General features: G+C 66.0%; 20 protein-coding genes. 12 read left to right on the top strand and 8 right to left on the bottom strand.

Features of this window, described 5'->3' with window-relative positions:
* Positions 1–3: 3 nt before the first annotated feature.
* From ACSFBM_RS14700 to ACSFBM_RS14665, 8 genes are all read right to left on the bottom strand, one after another.
* Positions 4–867, bottom strand: coding sequence for a branched-chain amino acid ABC transporter permease (locus tag ACSFBM_RS14700; RefSeq protein ID WP_435484994.1), 864 nt, complete (start codon positions 865–867; stop codon positions 4–6).
* On the bottom strand, positions 860–1,576 hold the full coding sequence (locus ACSFBM_RS14695; RefSeq protein WP_435484993.1) for an ABC transporter ATP-binding protein: 717 nt from the start codon (positions 1,574–1,576) through the stop codon (positions 860–862). Before ACSFBM_RS14695 ends, ACSFBM_RS14700 begins: the two co-directional genes overlap by 8 nt.
* Before the next feature lie 439 nt (positions 1,577–2,015).
* Positions 2,016–2,735, bottom strand: a complete 720-nt coding sequence (locus ACSFBM_RS14690; protein WP_435484992.1) for an ABC transporter ATP-binding protein — start codon at positions 2,733–2,735, stop codon at positions 2,016–2,018.
* Between the two features lie 8 nt (positions 2,736–2,743).
* Complete coding sequence (locus ACSFBM_RS14685; RefSeq protein WP_435484991.1) at positions 2,744–3,997, bottom strand: ABC transporter substrate-binding protein; 1,254 nt, start codon at positions 3,995–3,997, stop codon at positions 2,744–2,746.
* Between the two features lie 57 nt (positions 3,998–4,054).
* A complete protein-coding gene (locus tag ACSFBM_RS14680; protein WP_435485262.1) occupies positions 4,055–5,518 on the bottom strand; it encodes an aldehyde dehydrogenase family protein in 1,464 nt (487 codons plus the stop codon).
* A 134-nt stretch (positions 5,519–5,652) separates the two neighbouring features.
* Positions 5,653–6,660 (bottom strand): hydroxyquinol 1,2-dioxygenase, encoded by a 1,008-nt coding sequence (locus ACSFBM_RS14675; RefSeq protein WP_435484990.1) that lies wholly within the window; start codon positions 6,658–6,660, stop codon positions 5,653–5,655.
* Between the two features lie 25 nt (positions 6,661–6,685).
* The gene (locus ACSFBM_RS14670) at positions 6,686–7,207 is read right to left on the bottom strand and encodes a cupin domain-containing protein (protein WP_435484989.1); all 522 of its coding nucleotides are present in this window, start codon (positions 7,205–7,207) and stop codon (positions 6,686–6,688) included.
* A 248-nt stretch (positions 7,208–7,455) separates the two neighbouring features.
* Positions 7,456–8,418: a LysR family transcriptional regulator gene (locus ACSFBM_RS14665; protein ID WP_435436931.1), complete on the bottom strand. Its 963-nt coding sequence runs from the start codon at positions 8,416–8,418 to the stop codon at positions 7,456–7,458.
* Between the two features lie 165 nt (positions 8,419–8,583).
* Between ACSFBM_RS14665 and ACSFBM_RS14660 the strand changes: the two genes are divergently transcribed.
* The 12 genes from ACSFBM_RS14660 to ACSFBM_RS14605 all read left to right on the top strand — a co-directional run bounded on the left by ACSFBM_RS14660 (position 8,584) and on the right by ACSFBM_RS14605 (position 20,830).
* Positions 8,584–9,696: a tetratricopeptide repeat protein gene (locus tag ACSFBM_RS14660; RefSeq protein ID WP_435484988.1), complete on the top strand. Its 1,113-nt coding sequence runs from the start codon at positions 8,584–8,586 to the stop codon at positions 9,694–9,696.
* Positions 9,696–11,177: a L,D-transpeptidase family protein gene (locus ACSFBM_RS14655; RefSeq protein ID WP_435484987.1), complete on the top strand. Its 1,482-nt coding sequence runs from the start codon at positions 9,696–9,698 to the stop codon at positions 11,175–11,177. The genes ACSFBM_RS14660 and ACSFBM_RS14655 overlap by 1 nt, the downstream gene beginning before the upstream one ends.
* 498 nt (positions 11,178–11,675) lie before the next feature.
* Positions 11,676–11,855: a Flp family type IVb pilin gene (locus ACSFBM_RS14650; protein WP_435484986.1), complete on the top strand. Its 180-nt coding sequence runs from the start codon at positions 11,676–11,678 to the stop codon at positions 11,853–11,855.
* 16 nt (positions 11,856–11,871) lie between these two features.
* Entirely contained in the window at positions 11,872–12,372 is a 501-nt protein-coding gene (locus ACSFBM_RS14645) for an A24 family peptidase (RefSeq protein WP_435484985.1), read from the top strand.
* Positions 12,373–12,437: 65 nt separating this feature from the next.
* Positions 12,438–13,433, top strand: coding sequence for a Flp pilus assembly protein CpaB (gene cpaB, locus ACSFBM_RS14640; RefSeq protein ID WP_435484984.1), 996 nt, complete (start codon positions 12,438–12,440; stop codon positions 13,431–13,433).
* 136 nt (positions 13,434–13,569) lie between these two features.
* Complete coding sequence (locus ACSFBM_RS14635; protein ID WP_435485261.1) at positions 13,570–14,838, top strand: type II and III secretion system protein family protein; 1,269 nt, start codon at positions 13,570–13,572, stop codon at positions 14,836–14,838.
* Between the two features lie 22 nt (positions 14,839–14,860).
* A complete protein-coding gene (locus ACSFBM_RS14630) occupies positions 14,861–16,156 on the top strand; it encodes a CpaE/TadZ family protein (protein ID WP_435484983.1) in 1,296 nt (431 codons plus the stop codon).
* Between the two features lie 5 nt (positions 16,157–16,161).
* Positions 16,162–17,478, top strand: coding sequence for a TadA family conjugal transfer-associated ATPase (locus tag ACSFBM_RS14625; RefSeq protein ID WP_435484982.1), 1,317 nt, complete (start codon positions 16,162–16,164; stop codon positions 17,476–17,478).
* A complete protein-coding gene (locus ACSFBM_RS14620) occupies positions 17,471–18,463 on the top strand; it encodes a type II secretion system F family protein (protein WP_435484981.1) in 993 nt (330 codons plus the stop codon). The genes ACSFBM_RS14625 and ACSFBM_RS14620 overlap by 8 nt, the downstream gene beginning before the upstream one ends.
* A complete protein-coding gene (locus tag ACSFBM_RS14615; protein WP_435484980.1) occupies positions 18,460–19,413 on the top strand; it encodes a type II secretion system F family protein in 954 nt (317 codons plus the stop codon). Before ACSFBM_RS14620 ends, ACSFBM_RS14615 begins: the two co-directional genes overlap by 4 nt.
* Positions 19,410–20,357 carry a tetratricopeptide repeat protein gene (locus ACSFBM_RS14610; protein WP_435484979.1) on the top strand — a complete coding sequence of 316 codons (948 nt, stop codon included), beginning with the start codon at positions 19,410–19,412 and terminating at the stop codon, positions 20,355–20,357. Before ACSFBM_RS14615 ends, ACSFBM_RS14610 begins: the two co-directional genes overlap by 4 nt.
* Positions 20,354–20,830 (top strand): DUF3613 domain-containing protein, encoded by a 477-nt coding sequence (locus tag ACSFBM_RS14605; protein WP_435436920.1) that lies wholly within the window; start codon positions 20,354–20,356, stop codon positions 20,828–20,830. The genes ACSFBM_RS14610 and ACSFBM_RS14605 overlap by 4 nt, the downstream gene beginning before the upstream one ends.
* Positions 20,831–20,847 lie beyond the last annotated feature (17 nt).

The raw sequence follows: 20,847 nt of genomic DNA, 5'->3' as shown, positions 1-20,847 counted from the left end.
GGTTCATCCACGCGTTTTGGGAAAGAGCCCCTGCGGGCGCAGCACCAGCACCACCAGGAACACGATGTGCCCGGCCCAGATGCCCCAGCCCGGATCGAGCCGGAAGCCGATCTGCTGCGTGACGCCGAGGATCATCGCGCCGGCCAGCGTGCCCCAGAAGGAGCCCATGCCGCCGATGATCACGGCCTCGAAGGCGAACAGCAGCAGCAGCGGGCCGTCGGACGGCGACACCGTGGTGCGCATGCCCTGCAGGGTGCCCGCGATGGCGATGAGCACGAAGGCGATGGCCGTGGCGAAGGCATAGACCTTCTTCGCATCGAGCCCCATGAGCTCGGCGATCTCGCGGTCGTCGGACACCGCACGAAACGACCGGCCCAGCGCCGTGCGCGCGAAGAGCCATTGCAGCGCGCCCGTCGCAACGACCGCGATGGCCAGCACGATGAGCGGCAGCACGCCGAGCGAGAGCGAATCGCCCAGCGCCACGCCCTGCGTGTTGAGCCCGCCGGTCTCGATGGCGCGCGGGTCGGCCGAGAACAGCTCGAGCAGCAGGTTCTGGATGACGATCGACAGGCCGAAGGTGACGACCAGCGAGGGCAGCGGGTCTTTGCCGAGCGTGCCGTTGAGCACGTAGCGCTGCAGCGCGTAGCCGAAGCCGAAGGCCACCGGCAGCACCGCGAGCGCGACCAGCCAGGGCGCCACGTCGCCGCCGAGGGACACGCCCGCGATGACGGCGAACGCGCCGAGGATGATGAAGTCGCCCTGCGCCGTGTTGGTCAGGCGCATGACGCCGAACATCAGCGACTGGCCCAGCGCGAACAGGGTGTAGAGGCCGCCGAGCAGCACGCCTTGCACAAGGGTTTCAACCATGGGCGGCCTCGATGCCGAAGTAGGCCTGCGAGATCTGCTCGCGCGTGAGCTCGGCTGACTTTCCTTCGAGCGACACGCGGCCTTCCTGCAGGCAATAGATGCGCCGTGAGACCTGCCGCGCCATGGTCACGTCCTGCTCGACGATGACCACCGTCATGCCCTCGCCTGTGATGGCGGGCATGGCGGCATAGATCTCGCGGATGACGATGGGCGCGAGGCCGAGCGAAAGCTCGTCGCACAGCAGCACCTCGGGGTTGCTCATGAGCGCGCGGCCCAGCGCGACCATCTGTTGCTGGCCGCCCGACAGCGAGGTGCCCGGCTGCTGCCGCTTCTCGGCAAGGATGGGGAACAGGGCGTACAGGCGCTGCAGGTTCCAGGGGCCCTTGCGGTTCGCGGTGGCGCCCATGAGCAGGTTCTCCTCGACGCTGAGGCTGGGGAACAGGCGACGGCCTTCGGGGACCATGGCGAGGCCGCGTCGGACGATCTCTCCGGGTGGGAGACCGCCGATCGGGTCGCCCTTGAAATGGATCGCGTCGCGGGGCGCACGCACCAGGCCGGTCAGGCTTTTGAGGAAGGTGGATTTGCCCGCGCCGTTGGCGCCGATGATGGCGACGAGCTCGCCCTGGGTCAGGGTGAAGTCGATGCCGAACAGGGCCTGGGCGTCGCCGTAGAAGGCCTTGAGGGCGTGGGTTGCGAGGAGCGCGTTCATGGCGTTTGCTCCCTCCCCTTCCGGGGGAGGGCTGGGGTGGGGGCAAGCGGCGGTCGATGAAGCGCGGCGGCCAACCCAGCGCCGTCGTGCCCCCATCCCAGCCTTCCCCCGGAAGGGGAAGGAGCAATACAGGACGCGCTCATGCGTAGTCTTTGCCCCCTCCCCTTCCGGGAGAGGGTTGGGGTGGGGGCAAGCGGCGGTCGATGAAGCGCGGCGGCCAAGCCAGCGCCGTCGTGCCCCCATCCCAGCCTTCCCCCGGAAGGGGAAGGAGCAATACAGGACGCGCTCATGCGTAGTCTTTGCCCCCTCCCCTTCCGGGGGAGGGTTGGGGTGGGGGCAAGCGGTGGTCGATGAAGCGCGGCGGCCAAGCCAGCGCCGTCGTGCCCCCATCCCAGCCTTCCCCCAAAGGGGGAAGGAGCAATGCGAAAACATGGCGCGCTCATGCCTCCATCCCCATGTACACCCGCCGCACTTCCGCATCGTTCATCACCACCCGCGGCGCCCCTTCCGCCAGCTTCTGCCCGAAGTTGATGACGAACAACCGGTCTGCCAGCGACAGCAGCGCATGCACCACATGCTCGATCCAGATCATGGTCACGCCCCGCGCCTTGATGCGCTTGAGTTCGTCGACAAGCACCGCAGCCTCAGGCTCCGTGAGCCCGCCCGCGATCTCGTCGAGCAGCAGCAGTTGCGGCCGCGTCGCCAGCGCACGTGCCAGCTCGAGGCGCTTGCGGTCCAGCAGCGTGAGCCCGCCGGCCGGTTTGTTGGCATGCGCCATCAGCCCCGTCTGCGACAGCACCTCGTGCGCCGTCTGCCACGCTTCGCGCTCGGTCTGCTGCCCGCCGAAGCAGGCGGCCGTCACGAGGTTCTCGAACACGCTCATGTTGCCGAAGGGCTGCGGCACCTGGTAGCTGCGGCCGATGCCCGCGTGGCAGCGCTGGTGCGGCTTGAGCCGTGTCACGTCGCGCCCCGCGTACTCGACGCGCCCCGCATCGACGCGCGCATCGCCCGAGATCAGGTTGAACAGCGTGGTTTTCCCCGCGCCGTTGGGCCCGAGGATGCCCAGCGTCTCGCCCTCGGCGACCGACAGCGTGATGCCGTCGGTGACCTTGAGCGCGCCGTAGGACTTGCTCACGCCATGCAGTGCCAGCAGTGCCATGGCGTTCTTCAGAGCAGCCGCAGCGTGCCGCCAGTAGGAATGTTCGTGGCCGCCTCGTTGTTCACGATGGTGAGCTCGACCTTGTACTTCTTGCCCTTGCCCCACTGGCCGAGCACCAGCGGCGTCTTGCTGACGTTCTTGAACGGTCCTTGCCCGCCCCACTTCACCGGGCCGACCACCGAGTTGATCGACGTCGCTGCCACCGCATCACGCACGTCACCCGACTTGAGCGACTTCGACCGCGACAGCGCATTGGCCGCCACCTCGAACAGCGCATGCGCAAAGCCGATGGGCTGCGTCCACTGCTTCTTCGCACCGGCCTCGTAGGCATCGGCCAGCGCCTTGGCGCTTTGCTGCGTGAGGCTGGACGTGAAGGGGTGCGACGGGCTCCACCACACCTCGGTCGACAGGCCGTCGCCCAGGTCGCCGAGCGCCTCGATGGCACCAGGGAACAGCAGCGCCTTGCCCAGCGTGATGATCTTGGGCTTGAAGCCCTGCTGCCGCGCCTGCGTGAGGAAGGTCTTGGCGTCGGGCGGAATCACCACGCCGGTGACGATTTCCACGCCCGCGCTCTTGAACGCCGCGATCTGCGCGCTGAAGTCCTGCGTGCCGTTCTGGAAGCGGCCCGGGTCGGTGAGCGTGAAGCCCATGGCCGCGAGCGGCTTGGGAAAGCCCAGCTCCTTGTCGCCCCACGCGTTGCCGTCGCCGTCGTTCGGGAACAGTCCGCCCACCTTCTTGTTGGTGGCGAGCGTCTTCCAGCCGCTGGTGTAGTTGGCGATGACGTCTTCCAGGCCCCAGAACATGTGGTACGTCCAGTTGAAGCCCTTGGCCGGATCGCCCTTGCGGCCGAAGAACCACGGCTGCCACGGCACCACGCTGGAGATGCAGGGCACCTCGTTGAGCTCGCAGGCATCGCTCACGGGGTTGGCGGTTTCGGGCGTGCCTGCCGTGAGCACCAGCGCGACCTTGTCCTTCAAGATGAGGTCGTTCGCCACCTCGCCCGCTCGGTTGGGGTTCGACTGGCTGTCCTTCAGCACGATCTGCACGGCGTACTTCTTGCCGCCGACGCTGATGCCGTCCTTGAAGGCGGTCTTCATCTGGTCGATGACCCATTTGTCGGCCTCGCCGAAGGGCGCGAGCGGGCCGGTCTGCGGCGACACGTAGCCGATCTTGAGCGTGTCGGCTGCGAACACCAGCGGTGCCGCGCCCGAGGCCACGATTGCGGCCGTGGCCTGCGTGAACTGTCTGCGATTGAATGTCATGGTTGTCTCCGTCTCTTGTTGGTTTGTGGGTTGTGCCGCAGGGCCGGGACTTACTCGTCAGCGCGCGAAGTGCGGCGGTATCTGCGCGTCGACGTTCACCCACACGCTTTTGACCTGCGTGTATTCGCGCATCGCGTCGAACCCCATCTCGCGGCCGTAGCCGCTCTGGCCGACGCCGCCGAAGGGCGAGCCTGGGTTCACGCGCTTGTAGCTGTTGATCCACACCATGCCGGCGTGCAGGTCGCGCGCCACCTTGTGGGCGCGCTGCAGGTTGCTGGTCCACAGGCCGCTGCCCAGGCCGTAGTCGGTGCCGTTGGCGATCTGCATCGCCTCTTCGTCGTTCCTGAAGGTGAGCACGGTGACGAAGGGGCCGAACACCTCTTCCTGCGCCACGCGGTCCTTGTACGACCTGGCGCGCATCACGGTCGGCTCGACGTAGCAGCCCCTGGCCAGATCGCCGCCCGGCGACTTGCCGCCCGCGAGCAGTTCACCGCCTTCGGCTTGTGCTACCTCGACATAGCCCAGCACGCGCTCCTGGTGCTGGGCGCTCGTGAGCGGGCCCATCTCGGTGTTGTCGTCGAGCGGGTTGCCCAGGCGAATCGATTTGGCGAGCGGAATGAACTGCTCGAGGAACGCATCGGCGATCTTCTCGTGCAGCATGAGCCGCGAACCCGCAATGCACGCCTGCCCCTGGTTGTGGAAGATGGCCCACGCGCTGCCGTTCACCGCGGCCTGCAGGTTCGCATCTTCGAACACGATGTTGGGGCCCTTGCCGCCGAGCTCGAGCTGCACCTTCTTCAGGTTGCCCGCGCTGGCCTGCACGATGCGCCGGCCCGTGGCGGTGCTGCCGGTGAAGGCGATCTTGGCGATCTCCGGGTGCTCGGCGATGTACTGGCCCGCCACGCTGCCCAGGCCCGGCAGCATGTTGACCACGCCGGGCGGCAGGCCCGCCTCGGCCATCAGCTCGGCGATGCGCAGCGAACTGAGCGGCGTGATCTCCGCCGGCTTCATCACGATGCAGTTGCCGGCCGCGAGCGCGGGCGCCATCTTCCAGCTGGTGAACATCAGCGGGAAGTTCCACGGCACGATCTGGCCGACGATGCCGACCGGCTCGCGCAGCGTGTAGTTGAGAAAGCCCTCTTCCACCGGAATGGTCTCGCCCTGGAACTTGTCGGCCATGCCGCCGAAGTAGCGAAAGCACGCGGCGGTGCGCGGCACGTCGAGTCGGCGCGAGTCGCGGATGGGGTGGCCGGTGTCGAGCGATTCGAGGCGCGCGAGTTCTTCTGCGTTGGCCTCGATGAGGTCGGCGAGCTTCAGCAGGATGCGGCCGCGGTCGGCGGCAGCCATGCGGCTCCATTTCGGGAAGGCACGCTTCGCAGCGGCCACGGCCTTGTCGACGTCGGCCTTGCCGGCCAGCGCGACATCGGCGATGGGCGTGTTGTCGTGCGGGTTCAGCGTGGCCAGGGTCTCGCCGGATTCGGCGGCGACGAAGCGGCCGTCGATGAAGAGCTGGTGGCGGATGGATGGAGCAGGCATGGGCGTTCCTCTCCCTCCCCCGCTGGGGGAGGGTTGGGGTGGGGGCATCTTCAAAGAGGGCGCGGGCCTGGAGAGCCCCCACCCCTGCCCTCCCCCAGAGGGGGAGGGAGAAAGGCAATTCAGAACTGCACGGGGATCTCGGGCGACTCGCCCTTCTGGATCTCATGCACCAGGCTCGGCGACCCGTTCTCCCACACCAGCAGCATCGAGCGCTTGGGGCTGAAGCCCTGGTGGCGGCAGTAGGCGGGCATGGCGGCCATGTCGCCCGCCTTCATGATCACGCGGGCCATCGGGCGGCCGGTGTTCTTGTCGCCGCAGTCCCAGTGGATCTCGTCGGTCATCTGGAAGAACCACTCGACGCGGTCGTTGCCGTGGATGATCGGCAGGATGTGCTCCTCGGTCGTCGGGCACATGTAGCTGTGCTTCACCACCGAGGTGAAGCTCGGGTTCCACGTGACCTGCGAACGGCTCAGGAAGCCGAAGAGGTTGAAGCCGTGCACCTCGTTCTCGAAGCCGGGCTCGGGGTGCAGCTCGGGCTGGCCTTGGGGCACATCGGCAAAGGCGCGGTTCACCGGTGCGCCGCGTGCGTCGCTGCGCAGGTCGAGGTCGCCCTTCAGGCCCACGCAGCGCTTGGCGAGTTCGCGCGCCCTCGTGATCCTGGCGGTGTTGTTGCCGTTCTTGCGGCCGTAGGGCGAGCCGGTTTCCTGCGGCGCGGAGAAGGGGTCGAAGCTCTCGTTGGTCCAGTCGTCGAGCATGGCCTCGAAGGTGGCGCGGATCTGCGCGGTCGGAAAGTTCTCCAGCAGGTCGATGCCCGCGTCCTTCATGGTGCCGTTGAAGCTGCCGGCGTAGAGGTCGACCGACTCGTAGTGGTTGACGGTGCCGAACACGTCGTCGAAGTTGACCCAGCCGTAGAAGAAGCCCCACGCCACGTCGCGCATCAGTGCGCGCAGGTAGCTGCCGGCGTCCATGGTGTGGCTCATGGGCCGGCCGTCGCGGGTCTTCCAGCCGATGTGAACAAAATATTCGTCGCGGCGAAAGCTGAAGCTGCCGAGCGAAAAGTCCTTGTAGCCGAGCGTGGCGTCGGGTTGCGATGCGATCACGCGGGCGAGTTCTGCGGGTGCGTTCATGGTGCGGGGCTCCTGTTCGATGCGGTCAATGCGTCTGGCAGATGTCGGCCCACTTCTCCACCGAGAGCTCGCCCTTGCAGCTCTGCAGCACGATCACGCCCGGCTCGCCGGCGTTGCGGAACTGGTAGGCGGTGTTCTTCGGCAGCAGCCCCTGGTGGCCGCGGGAGAGCTTCATCCAGCCCATCTTCCGGCCCGTCGGTTCGCCCTTCACGAGCACGGCGCCGTTCTTTTCCTTGTCGGCGACGGTCTGCGCAGCGTCGAGCTGTACTAGGTGCACTTCGACGTCGCCGTCCATCACCAGCGCGAATTCGTCGTGCGCGCAGGTGTACCAGGGCGAGGTGCCCTCGGCTCGGAGCGTTTCCAGAACATAGATCTGGTTCTGGCCGAACACGACCTTCTCGTAGGGCTTGCTGAGGCTGGCGATCTCGAAGCAGTTGGAAAACGCGTAGTGGCGCACGTCGTCGTCGATCGGCTCGACGTGGCCCTTCTCGAAGTGCTTGAGCGAACCGAAGCGGGTCTGGTACGCAGTGGAAGCGGCGGCTGTCATGACTTGTCTCCTTGTGTTCTCTCGAATGAGCGAACTCTAGGAGCCCTGCGTCCCCGCCGGTAGGGACCAGTTTGGAAGAGGATTATTCGGAGTCTCCGAACAATCGGCCGGGTTTACCCCCGCTCCCCTGCAGCCCGGCCGCCCCTTACAGGACACCACGGAAGCGGCTCCGCCGGTCCGCAGGTGTCGCCCCCGGCGAGGGGGAAGGAGAAGCGACACGAAGTGCGCGAAGCCTGGGGGCGTACCTGTCACCCGCTGGAGCGGCTGAACTCGATGAGCTCCGCCGGGATCAGGCCGCGCTCGATCAGCGTGGCGTCCCACGGCGGCACGCGCGTGAAGCGCGTGGCGATGTGCTCGATGAACAGGCGCAGCTTCAGCGCATTGCGCGAGGTGCCCGCGTACACGGCGCTCAGCGAGAACGACGACAGCTGGTGTTCCGGCAGCACCACGCGCAGTTCGCCGCGCGCAATGGCGTCGCCCGCCACCAGCGTCGGCAGGCACACGATGCCCGCGTGCTCCAGCGCGTACTCGCGCAGCAGGTGCACGCTGTTGGTCAGCAGCGCCGCGGCCAGGTAGATAGTGATCTGCTCGCCCTGGTGATGAAAGGTCCAGCGGTCGCGCGTGGGGTAGCCCGAGTACAGGCCCAGCTTGTGGCGGTGCAGCTCGCGCGGCGAGCCCGGCGTGCCGTGGGCCTCCAGGTAGGCCGGCGTGGCGCAGAGCACGCGCCGCACCGGGAAGAGCGGGCGCGACACCAGCTCCTGCGAGGTCGCCGGGAAGATCTGCAACGCACAGTCGACGCCGGCCTTGACCGGGTCGGCCACCGCGTCGCTCACGATCAGTTCGAGGTGGATGTCGGGGTAGGTCGTCTGGAACTCGCGCAGCAGCGAGGCGAAACGCCCCAGCACCATGCCCGTCAGCGCATGCACGCGCAGCGTGCCCGAGGGCGTGCCACGCGCGTCGCGCATCTGGTCGACGATGTCGTTGGCGCGGCCCACCAGCTCGGTGCAGTCGCGCAGGAAGGCCTGGCCCATGTCGCTGAGGCGGACCACGCGCGTGCTGCGGTGGAACAGCGGCGCGCCCAGGAACTCCTCGAGCTGCTTGACGCGGGTGGTGACGACCGAGTTGGCCACCCGCAGCTGGCGTGCCGCCTCCGCGAAGCTCTGGGTCTGAGCGACACGAACGAAAGTTTCAATGCTTTGGAGGCGATCCACGGCGGCACTGTACTGCGGGGATGGGCGATGCGGCACTGGGGGCATCGCGGACACGACGAAACGCCATGAACCACACGAAAGGCTGTCATCGCCGTATCGAGAGGTTAACCACCCCACTTACAATGCCTGCCGCATCACCCACCCCCTTACGAGGTCTTGTCCGCAATGCCCAAGAGCCCCTGGCCGCGCGCCCGTTTCAGCTTTTCCCCCACCGTGCGTGCCCTCGTGCTGGCCGCCGCGGCCTGCGGCATGTCGGTTTCCGCCCTGGCGGCCGTCGAGCATGAAGACGTCGACAAGCTCATGCAGGCCGGCAAGCTCGACGAGGCCATGACGCGCGCCGACGCCTTCCTCAAGGACAAGCCGCGCGACCCGCAGATGCGCTTCCTGAAGGCCGTGATCCAGCTCGACACCGGCAAGCGCGCCGAGGCCATCGCCGCCTTCACGCAGCTCACGCAGGACGCCCCCGAACTGCCCGAGCCGTACAACAACCTGGCGGTGATCTACGCGAGCCAGAACCAGTTCGACAAGGCGCGCGCCGCGCTCGAAAGCGCGATTCGCACCAACCCCAGCTATGCCACCGCCCAGGAAAACCTCGGCGACGTGTATGCACGGCTGGCCAGCCAGGCCTACAGCAAGGCGCTGCAGCTCGACCAGAACAACACGGCCGTGCAGCCCAAGCTGGCGGTGATCCGCACGCTCTTCACGCCGCCCCCGCCGGGCGGCAAGGCGACGACGCTGGTCGCCGCGGCGGCGCCTGTACCTGCTCCCGCGCCCGCCCCGGTGGCCAAGGCTGCGCCAGCGCCAGCACCTGCGCCCGCCCCCGTTGCACCGCCGCCGGCCAAGGTCGCACCCGCGCCCGCACCGGTCGCCGCCGCACCCAAGGCACCGGAGGCCACGCCGGCGCCAGCGCCCGCACCGGCACCGGCAGCCAGCTCGGCAGGCAACGCGGAAGTCGAATCGGCCGTGCGCGCCTGGGCCGCGGCCTGGGCCGGCCAGGACATGGACCGCTACCTCGGCGCCTACGGGCCCGACTTCGCGCCTGCCGGCGGCCAGAGCCGCAAGGCCTGGGAAGAAGACCGCCGCGCGCGCATCGTCGGCAAGAGCAGCATCAGCGTGAACATCGAGAACCTCGTCATCAAGGTCGACGGGCAGTCGGCCACTGCCAAGTTCCGCCAGATCTATCGCGCCGACAACCTCAACATCTCGAGCCGGAAGACGCTGGACATGCAGCGCTCGGGCAACCAGTGGCACATTCGCAAGGAAAGCGTCGGCGGCTAGTGGCAGACATCGTCCGGCATGGCCGGCTTCAGAATCCTCCGTTCCGTCCGCGCAGCGGACACCTGCTCGCGGCGCTGATGACCGCGTCGGCGCTGATGCTGGCGACGCCCGGCGCGGCGCTGGCATCGGGCACCGCTAAGGTGGCGGGCAACGCGAAGGCAGGCGCCAGCGCCGCCGCCAAGGCGAGGCCCGCGAACAGCGGCAGCCGTTCCGCAGCAGGCGCACGGTCTTCCGCCAAGGAAGCCAAGGGCGCTTCGGCAAAGGCCCAGGCTCAAGCCCAGCAGGCCAAAAGCAGGAAAGGCGCAGCCGCCGACACCCGGTCCGCCGCCGCAAAGCCGGCACGCCGCGGCGCACCGGCCGCCATCCAGGAAGCCGGCGGCGCCGAAGCCCGCCTTATAGCGGTCTACGAGATGTTCGGCCGCGGCCAGGCCCGCCCCGCGCTGGCCAAGGCCCGCGACCTCGTGCGCGACTACCCGAACTTCCAGCTCGCGCAGCTTGTCTACGGCGACCTGCTCGCCGCGCAGGTGCCGCCGACGAACGCGCTGCCCGACACGGCCAGCATCGCCAGGATGCGCGGCAACCCCGCCATGAGCGACCTGCACGAGGAATCGAAGCGCCGCCTGCAGGCGCTGCGCGAGCGGCCGCCGCCGAACACCGTGCCGTCGCAGTTCCTGGCGCTCTCCACGCGCAGCCGTTACGCCATCGCGGTCGACGCCTCGCGCTCGCGGCTGTACCTGTTCGAGAACACCGACAAGGGCCTGAAGCTCACGGCCGACTACTACATCTCGGTGGGCAAGTCGGGCACCGACAAGCTCGCCGAGGGCGACGCGCGCACCCCGCTGGGCGTGTACTACATCACCAGCAGCCTCGACCCGAAGTCGCTGAAGGACTTCTACGGCGCGGGCGCACTGCCCATCAACTACCCCAACCCGTACGACGCGCGACGCGGGCGCACCGGTGGCGGCATCTGGCTGCACGGCACCCCGCCCCAGCAGTTCGCCCGGGCGCCGCTGGCCAGCGACGGCTGCGTGGTCATGGCCAACCCCGACCTCAAGCAGCTTTTGCGCAAGGTGCAAATTGGCGCCACCCCCGTGGTGACCGCGCGCAGCCTGCAATGGATTTCGCAGCCGCAGGCCGAAAAAGAAGCCCAATCAATTACCAGCGCAATCAATGGCTGGAAAGAAGCCCGGGCTGCCGGAAATGAAGCGCAATTGAAGAAATTCTATTTGCCGGATTTTCAGCGCAGCAGCAAGAAGGCAACCGAAGGCATTTCCGCCGTCGACGACGAAGTGAAATACGCGCAGGGCAAGCGCGTGCAGCTCAAGGACGTGTCCTACCTCCACTGGCGCGACGGCGACGACACCATGGTGGTCACCTTTGGCGAGGTCTTCGAGGGCGACAAGAGCGGGCGCTCACGGCGCCAGTACTGGCTGCGCCAAGGCAGCGAGTGGAAGCTCTTTCACGAAGAAATCCTGGGCTGACGCCCGGTTGACGGTGCGCCGAGGCCCGGCTGGCGAGCCGCAGAGGCCGTGCCGACGATGCCCCGAGGCCCTGCTGGCGACCTGCGGAGGCCATGCTGGCGACGCGGGCACCCCCTGAATCCGTGACTTTTTGCTCACGGTTTTCGGCTTTCTTCGCTGTTACATCTGCCCGTTTGTGGCCTTGCGCTACGTAACACGTAACGCATTTGTGCCCGTAACACCCCCCTGTTGGACGTTCCGTGTGACGTAACGCGCCCTCCCGTTTTCATGGGAGGTGGGACAGCGCCTACAGAGGGAAGATTTCGTTTCAGAACTGTCAGCCAGCTGACCAGGCAGGCCCTGGCTCGGACTGGCAGGAGGCTTGCAAGCCTCCGTTTGGTCTCCTCTCGTACCACGGCAAGTCGGTGCAACTTCGGGGTAACCGATGTTGATACACAGAGTTACCCGGGATAACATTCGTCTCGCCAGCGTTTGTTAACACTTCCGAAAGGGGAAATCATGCTCAGCTCTATTACTCGTTTTTTGCGCGATGAAGAAGGTGCGACTGCAATTGAATATGGAATTATTGCGGGGCTTATTTCGGTTGCAATGATCACCGCTATCACTGGTACTGACGGTATCGGTGCAAAGCTGACCAGCATCTGGACCAGCATCAAAACGGCCATCACAGCTGCCTAAAGGTGAGCGTTCAGCAATGACATCGGTGTATTTGATGTGGTTGCTTCTGATAGCCATCTATGACTTCAAGCAGCGCCGCGTCCCCAATTGGCTTGCGCTCGCAGGTGCCCTCCTGGCCCTCGCGACGCTCGCCTTCGGGGCCGGTCCGCTCGAAGGCGATTGGGCGAACGCATTGCTCGGTGCAGGCATCGGTTTTGGCGGCCTGCTGCTTTTTTACTCTCTCGGTGTCATGGGAGCAGGTGACGTGAAATTCGCTGGCGCCCTGGGACTCTGGGCAGGCCTTTGGGCACTGTTGCCCATCTGGATCATCGGGAGCCTTTTTGCCGGCCTGCATGCCGTGCTATGGCTGATTCTTCAGCGCTGGCCCTTCTTTCCTGCGCTTTCACAAATGCTTTTCGGGTCGCCGTCGCCGGCTGTTGGCGATTCGTCTTCGACTCGGGTGCGCTTCATTCCCTACGCGGCATATCTCGCGCTCGGCGCGGCGGCCTGGATGGTTTGGGGTCGACACAGCGGTTAGTCGCTGCGTCACTACGAGTTGCTCATCGATAGCTCCCTCGATTCCTCCCTCTTGAAACGCCGCTCATGATCAACCTCACAAAAATCATCGCAGCCATCCTCGTGCTGTTGGCGCTTGCACTCGGCGGCTACGCGTGGATGCTAAGCAGGCAAGCGCCACCGCCGGTCGCAGCCGTGCCCGCGTCTGCGAGCGCGCCGGCCGTCAAGGCCGCCCAGAGCCAAACCTTTGCAGTCGTTGTCACAGCAAAGCCACTTTCGGCCGGCCAGGCAATTCCTGTCGATGCGCTTCGTGTGGAACGCCTGACCATCAATCCAGCGGGCGCTTTTCAGGACACCGCAGCTCTCGCGGGACGTGTGCCTGTGATCGACCTGGGCGAAGGCACACCGCTTCTCGAAGGCCAACTGGTCTCGGGGCTGGCTTTGCGCATCGCCGAAGGAGAGCGCGCCGTGGCCATCAAGGCCGACGAGGCCATGGGCGTGGGCAACAAGGTTCAACCGGGTGACTTCGTCGATGTCTTTCTGATGCTCAAGTCCGACAGCAAGGACATCGATCGCAGCCAGGCGCGCCTGCTGCTGTCGCGCAAGCGCGTACTGGCTTACGGGAACGCTTCGGTTGACGGGTTGCCGTCTAAGACCGACAAGAATGCAGCAGCACAAGCCCAGCGCGCCGAGCCTGCGCGCACCGCTGTGCTAGCAGTGCCAGTGGACGATATCAACCGGCTCACGCTCGCCGAAAACAGCGGCCGCCTGGTGCTGGCACTGCGCAATCCCACCGACATGTCGGAGCCCGATCCGAAACTGTTCGCAGAGCTGCCCACCGCGCTCCAGCCCCTGCCGGCGAAAGCCGGCGATCCGCGCCGACCACCGCTCGAAGGTCTTGATCGCGCACAGGCCGGTGTCACCGCTGCCGATTTCGTCACAGGCGGAAAGCCGGGTGCGGTGCGCCAGGCCGCCGTCATGGCGGTGAGAGCGCCAGTGACGACCAATGCCGGCAACGGTGTCCACCGCGGCCTTCAGGTCGAAGTCATTCGCGGCGACCGCAGCGAAACCATCAATTACTGATCAGCGCAACCCAATGCATGCCATGCAGGAAAAGAACGACATGAAGCTCGCAGCACGCAAGAGAACGACCCCACCTGCACGTCCTCTGCGCCCCGCTCTCGCGTTGCTGTGCCTCCTGACACCGGGGGCATGGCCCATGATGTCCGCTGCTGCCGATGCAGAAGCGGCGGGCGCGCGAGCTGCGCTTTCGCTGCGTGTCGATGCGGGAACGCAAAAGGAATTGCTGATTGCCAAAGGCATCGAGCGCATGGCCATCGCCGATGAAACAGTCGCTGGTGTTTCGCTCACCCGCCAATCGCCCAACTCGCCGGCCGCACGCCTCATCGTCACAGGCAAGGCCGCGGGCCGCACCACGCTCATGGTCTGGGAAAAGGGCCAATCGAATGCCACGGTCTATGCCCTCGAGGTGCGTCGCCGTGCTTCGACGCTCACTGGCTCGCTCAACAGCATGGACGCACACCAGGAGGCTCGAGACACAGCAATGGCGGCTGGCGGCGAAAAGACCGTATTGATCGATCGTTCGACCGTCGATGTGCGAAGCAATACCGTGCAGGTCGAAGTCAAGATCGTCGAGTTCAACCGCAGCGTGCTCAAGCAAGCCGGCCTCAACATCTTCAGCACCCGCGCCAATTCCAACGGCTTCAGCTTCGGCGTCTTCACGCCATCGTCGCTGGGCTCGGTGTCGTTCGCTTCCAATGGCGCGATCAGCGGCGAGTACAACAACCCGCTCGCACAGGCCTTCAGCCTGCTGTTCAACTTCGGCAAGGCGGGCCTCGGCCTGAACGTCGGCTTCCTCGAAGGCAACGGCATGGCCCGCGTGCTCGCCGAGCCCACGCTGGTGGCGCTGTCGGGCCAGAGTGCCAGCTTCCTCGCCGGCGGCGAGCTGCCCGTGCCCGCACCGCAAGGCCTGGGCACCACGAGCATCGAATACAAGCCCTTCGGCATCGGCCTCACGCTCACGCCCACCGTGCTGTCGAACGACCGCATCGTGCTCAAGGTGGCTCCCGAGGCCAGCGATCTCGACTACACCAACTCGCTAAGCATCAATGGTGTTGCAGTGCCGGCTATCAGCACGCGCCGTGCCGACACCACCGTGGAACTCGGCGACGGCGAGAGCTTCATCATCGGCGGCCTCGTGAGCCGCACCACGACCTCGAATGCGGACAAGGTACCGCTGCTCGGCGACATCCCTGTGCTCGGTACGTTCTTCAAGCAGAACAAGTACCAGATGAGCGAGAAGGAGCTGGTGATTCTCGTCACCCCGCACCTGGTCAAGCCGATCGCACGCGGCACCGATCTCGCGCCGTACCTCCCGGGCGGCGCTGAGCAGCGCGACGGCCCCGTATGGCGCGCGCATCTGCTGGGGCCGGCCTCGGGCACGACCGTGCCGGGCTTTTCGCGTTGACGGACCAGAACGCGCACAGCCGGTGTCCGACGCCATGAACGCCCCACGCGACAACCTTCCCGAGACGGGCACGGAGACCTATCTCTTCGCCTCGTCCAGCGGCAGCCACATCACGTGGCTGACAGACGCGCTCAGCCGGTTGGGAACCGTGGTAGTGCTCGCGCCCGATACCAAGTCCATCGACGAACGCATCGCGCTGCTCGGCCCGGTGGCGGTCTTTCTCGACTTCTCGGGAAACAACGCTGGCGCTGCCAGCGAACTCCACCTGCGCCTGAAGCGCGACTGGCCGACGCTGCCGGTGTTGGCCGCGGGCGTCTCCGCCGAGCCGGCGTCCATGCTCGCCGCATTGCGCGCCGGCGTGGACGACTTCGTCGACATGGGCGAACCGCCGGCCGAAGCCATCAGTACGCTGCGCAAGCTGCTGGATCGCCGCAGCACCATCCAGGGCGGCACGCGTGGATGCACGCTCGCCCTGCTCGGCGCGCGGTCGGGCATCGGCGTGACCACGCTCGCCGCCAGCCTGGCGCTGATGCTCAACGACATGTTGTCGCAGGCGCCACCGCGTCCCCAGGGCCGCAGCGCGCGCCGCGGGGTCGCATTGCTCGATCTCGGTTTGCCGGCCCGCGACGGGCTTCTCTATCTGGACACCCAAAGCGGCTTCAGCTTCGTCGACGGCGTGCGCAACCTGCGTCGCCTGGACCAGACGCTGCTGCACACCGCGCTGGCCCATCACACGAGCGGCATTGCCGTGCTTCCTCTGCCCGCCAGCCTCGCGCAAGTGCGCGAGATCTCGCATGCCGATTCGGTCTCCCTGATCAAGCGGCTCGGCGACTTCTTCGACTTTCAGGTCGCCGACCTCGGCGGCTTTTCGACCATCGACTTTGTCGCGCAGACCGTTCAGGCCGCGCAGCGCAGCTGGGTCGTCTGCGACCAGAGCATCGGTGCGATCGTCTCCACGGCCAATATGCTCAAGGAATTGCGCGCACGCGGCATCGAGACCGAGCGGCTGTCGCTCGTGGTCAACAAGTTCGACAGCCACGTCGGCTTGTCGGCCAAGGACATTGCCGACCGGCTGGAGCTGCCGCTGCGCCATGTGCTGCCCGCACGCAGCACGCAGTTGCTGGCGGCCGCGAGCCGCGGAGAGATGCTGGTACGCACCTCTCGCAGCGACGCGTACTCGCAGGCCGTGGCCGGCCTGGCGCGCGGGCTGCACCATGAATACATGTCGGAGTCGGGCCAACCACCGGCCAAGGATCCACGCTGGGTTGCGCTCATGTCGCAAGTCACCGGCCTGTGGAAGAGTTCACACGAAGGTTGAGGCCCATGTCCACAGATATCGAATTTGCCGACGACGACCAGGCGTTCATCAACTCCCAGCAGTTCCAGGACATCAAGAGCTGGACGCATGACCACCTGCTGAGCCGCATCGAAGAGCTGGGCGCGGAGTTCGGCCGCTGGTCGCGTGCCTCGATCCAGCAGTTCGTCGAGCTCGAGGTCGACAGCTTCGTGCGCCTGCGCCGCGTGCCGATCAACGACCGCGAGATGCAGCTCATCTCCGACGCGCTGACCAAGGAGCTCGCGGGCTTCGGGCCGCTGGAAGATTTGCTGAACGACCCGGCTGTAGAAGACATCCTGATCAACGGCTACCAGAACGTGTACGTATCGCGCCACGGCATGCTGGAGCGCGAGACGGTGCGCTTCGCCGACTCGGAACACGTGATGCGCATCGTGCGCCGCATTCTTGCGCCGCTCGGGCGTCGGCTGGACGAGTCCAACCCGATGGTCGACGCGCGGCTGCCGGACGGCGGGCGCATCAACGTGATCATCGAGCCGCTGGCCATCGACGGTCTCTCGGTATCGATCCGCAAGTTCCGCAAGGAGCCGCTCACGCCGGCCGACCTGGTGAAGCTGGGCACCTTCGATGCGGGCATGGCGCAGTTGCTGGAGATTGCCGTGCGTGCGCGCTGCAACATTCTGGTGAGCGGCGGCACCAGCTCGGGCAAAACGTCGCTGCTGAACGCACTCGCGAGTTTCATTCCATCGCGCGAGCGCGTCATCACCATCGAGGACACGGCAGAGTTGTCGCTGGGCACCAGCCACGTGGTGCGCCTCGAAAGCCGCCCCGGCGGCTTCGACGGCACGGGCGTGGTGTCCATTCGCGACCTGCTGCGCAACAGCCTGCGCATGCGCCCCGACCGCATCGTGGTGGGCGAAGTGCGCGGCGCCGAAGTCATCGAGATGATGCAGGCCATGAACACGGGCCACGAAGGCTCCATGGGCACCATCCACGCCAGCTCGCCGCGCGAATGCCTCTACCGGCTGGAGATGCTCGCGGGCTTTGCGGGCTACCAGGGCAGCGAAGTGAGCCTGCGCCGGCAGATTGCCAATGCCATCGACTTCATCGTGCAGATCGGACGCCTTTCCAACGGTCAACGTCGAATCATTTCGCTGAGCGAAGTCACGGGCGTGAACGACAACGTGGTGGCGATGCAGGAGTTGTATCGCTACGAACCCATTGCCTCGCCCGATGGGGAAGAACGCGATCGCTGGGTGTCGTTGGGTATTGCGCCGCACTCGCCGAAGATCACGCGGTTCCGGCAATCGCTGGCGCGCGCGCAGCAAGGAGAAAGCCGTGCGTGAAGGCCTGCTTGTCGTCGCCTGTATTGCGCTGGTGCTCGCCGCCGCCGGACTGTTGCTGTGGCAATGGGCGAAAGCGCGCCAGGCACGGCAGGCAACGGAGCGGCACCTGAACCAGCAGATCCTCGCCAGCGCAACGGCTGCGGCGGCAGTGCCGTTGCCTTTGCGGGACTTGCCAAACGACAACTTCGCTGGTGGCTTGAAGGATCCCTGGCTCGAGGCGGAAGCCAGCGCGGCGGCAAAGGCCACACCCACCGGGCTGCTGGAGCGCACCTTGCCTGGACGGCTGGTCGGTGTTGTCGACCCGCGCTTGGCAGCCTTGGCCGTCGTGGCGATCGTGTTGCTTGCTTTGGTCGCCGGCTTGTTCGGTGGCTGGCTGGCCGCATTGAGCACGCTTGTCGTTCTGCTGCTCGCCGTCGCGTTCGTCGTATGGCTGAAACTGCAGAAGTTTCGCCGCAAGCTGATTGGCCAGTTGCCGGCTTACATCGATGCCATGGTGCGGCTCATCACGATCGGCAACTCGACGCAAGCCGCATTCCAGCTAGCGATTGCCACCACTGCCGAGCCCTTGCGCGGCCAACTCGAGCGCTCTGCCTCGCTGGTGCGTGCAGGCATGGACCTGGACCGCGCCATCCACCAGACAGCCAGCAATGTGCGAATCGAGGAGATGTTCCTGCTCGCCTCGATCCTCGGCCTCGGCGTGCGCTACGGCGGGCGCGCCGATCTGCTGCTGGAACGGGTCGGAAATTTCATGCGTGACCGCGAACAGGCCGAGCACGAGCTGATTGCCATGTCTTCGGAGACACGGCTCTCGGCCTGGATCCTGGGGCTTCTGCCGGTTGGCGTGGGCGCCTTTTTCATCGTGACGAATCCCGGTTACTTCATGGGTATGTGGAACGACGGGACTGGCCGCAACATGATTCTTTTCGCAGCGGGATTCCAGTTGCTTGGTGCCGCCCTTCTCTACCGACTGGCGAGATTGACATGACCCTCACGGCCAACCAACTGGCAGTTCTCAGTCTTGCCCTGCTGGCCTTGGGCTTGATGGCCGGTGCCGGTGCGCTGATCGCAGCCGAATTTCGGCGCGCGCGCAGCGGAAAAGTCATCGGTCGTGCGATCGGCCAAGCCGTTTCGACAGGGCCGGGTATGGCAATCGAGGAACCTACCGCCGCCTCGGCTAGATCGGATGTCGAACTCCCTTTCCATTGGCTCGACTCCCGGTTCGGTCGTGCGCTCGTTGCCGATGAGGACCGCAATCTCATCGACCAATGCGGGCTGCCCTCCAAGCGCACCCAGCTGATTTTCCTGGTGACCCGCGTAGTGTTCGCATTCTTGCTTCCCGCACTGACTTACGTTGCGTGGAGCGAGGGACAGCCTCAACGCACGGTCGTCATCGTGCAGGCAGCCTCGTTCGTGATCGGCTTCATGGCGCCCAAATGGATACTCGGCCGCTTTGCCGCAGGACGACGCGAGCGCGCGGCCCAGGAACTCCCGCTCTTCATCGACCTTCTGCGCTTGCTGCAAGGTGTCGGACTCAGCCTGGACCAGAGTCTTCAGATCATGGCAACCGACTTCTCGCACGTGTTGCGTGTGCTCGGCTACGAGCTCTCTCTTGCCAACAGCCAATACAGCCAAGGTCGCAGCCGTGAACACTCGTTGCAACGCCTTGCCACCCTTCACAGGAATGAAAACCTGCAGGGCCTCGTGTCGCTGCTGGTCCAGGTCGACAAGCATGGCGGCGCGGTGCAGGAGCCGCTTCGCGTTTTCAGCGACAGGCTTCGCGAACATCGGCGTTCCGAGATGAAAGAACGCATCGGGAAGATCACCGTCAAGATGACCGCCGTCATGGTGAGCACCCTGCTGCCTGCACTCGTCATCGTCACAGCCGGCCCCGCCTTCCTTTCCGTCTTCCGCTCTTTGGGAATTGCAGCCAAATGAAGATGCTCAACGTTTTGAAAGCCGCACACCCTGCACACCGCGCATTGGCATGGGTGTGCGTGGCCACCGCAACCTTCGCCGTCGCCGGCTGCGCCGGCGTCAAGGACCAGTACGCAGCCAGCGCCGATGCCCAGCAGCGCATGGCGGCCGAAGCAGCCGCGGACACGAAGGCAGGAGCGGCCGTGGACACCCAGGCCACCTACCTGCGGCTCGTCGAACAAATGCAGAAGGAGGACCTCTGGTTTGCTTCGCTCGCGCACATCGATGCACTCGAGCAACGCTGGGGCGTTTCTCCGGACTCCACACGCGTGCGCGCAGAGGCGCTGCGTCAAACGGGACAGGCCGCGCCGGCGGAAGCCGCGTACAAGCGCCTGATGGGCACGCCGCTGGAAAGTGCGGGCTATCGGGGGCTGGGCTTGCTGGCCGGAACGCGAGGCGACTACGCCGAAGCCGTTCGCCTGCTGTCCCATGCACAACGCCGCACGCCGACCGACGCCTTGCTGCTGAGCGATCTGGGCTATGCGAGCCTTCGCGCCGGGCAACTTGAAGAAGCACGTCTGCCTCTCATGCAGGCGCTGCAATTGAAGCCCGACAGCATGCAGGCTCAAGCCAACCTTGCTCTCTACCTGGAAGTCACACAGCAACGTGAGCAGGCAGCCGCCCTAATGAATGCCAATCGCATGTCCGACGCAACGCGTCTGGCCATCCGGGAAGCGGCGCAGCAGATGAAACTGCCCGCTGGGTCGGCTGCGCCTCTTGCGGCCACGGCACCTGCTGGCACACCCGTGGCCGGCCGTGACGAATCGATCGTCTCCCCCCTCGCGCTCAAGCGATCGCGCTGGTCGGACACGATCGGCGTCAGGACCGCAAGCCAAATGAATCCATCGACGCTGTCCGTGGAAATGCCCTCTTCATTGAACTCGACCTCACGGGGTACACCATGAACAACAAATTTCCCGGTCTGTTCGCCAGCCTGCCGGCCGGCGCACTGGCCGCAGCGCTCCTGGTCACGTCGGCGAGCGCGGCTGCACAAGTGAGTGCAAAGGTGAAGGAAACCGATGCCAAGCCGGTCGCGACGGCGGCGGCTTCGGCGGACACGCCCAAGGACGAGGCAGCGACGCCTGGGGCGCAGGCCTCGCGCGAAAAGGAGCAAGCAGGCTCGCAGCAGCAGTCCGCTGAAGCGGAAGAATTCGATCTTGTACCGCTCCAGGTCGGCGATGCGACACAAAGCCTGCTTGCATGGCAACGCAGCGGCGAGATTGCTTCGCCATCCCCCCGGACCATCGCCGGAAACGTCGCCAGCCGAAGCTACGACCGCTACATCAAGAGCTTCGAATTCCCGATCCCCGAACGGCTCGGCTCCACTGTGACAAAGTCCAGCGGCAGCACGAGCGGGGCTTCGTCGAGCCCGCGCTGAGCGCAAGAGCTTCCTGC

Origin of the sequence: Variovorax pasteuri (assembly GCF_051216435.1) — a bacterium.
GTDB lineage: Bacteria > Pseudomonadota > Gammaproteobacteria > Burkholderiales > Burkholderiaceae_C > Variovorax.
The sequence above is the reverse complement of the archived record's forward strand: the minus strand, read 5'-3'. Positions and strand labels throughout refer to the sequence as shown.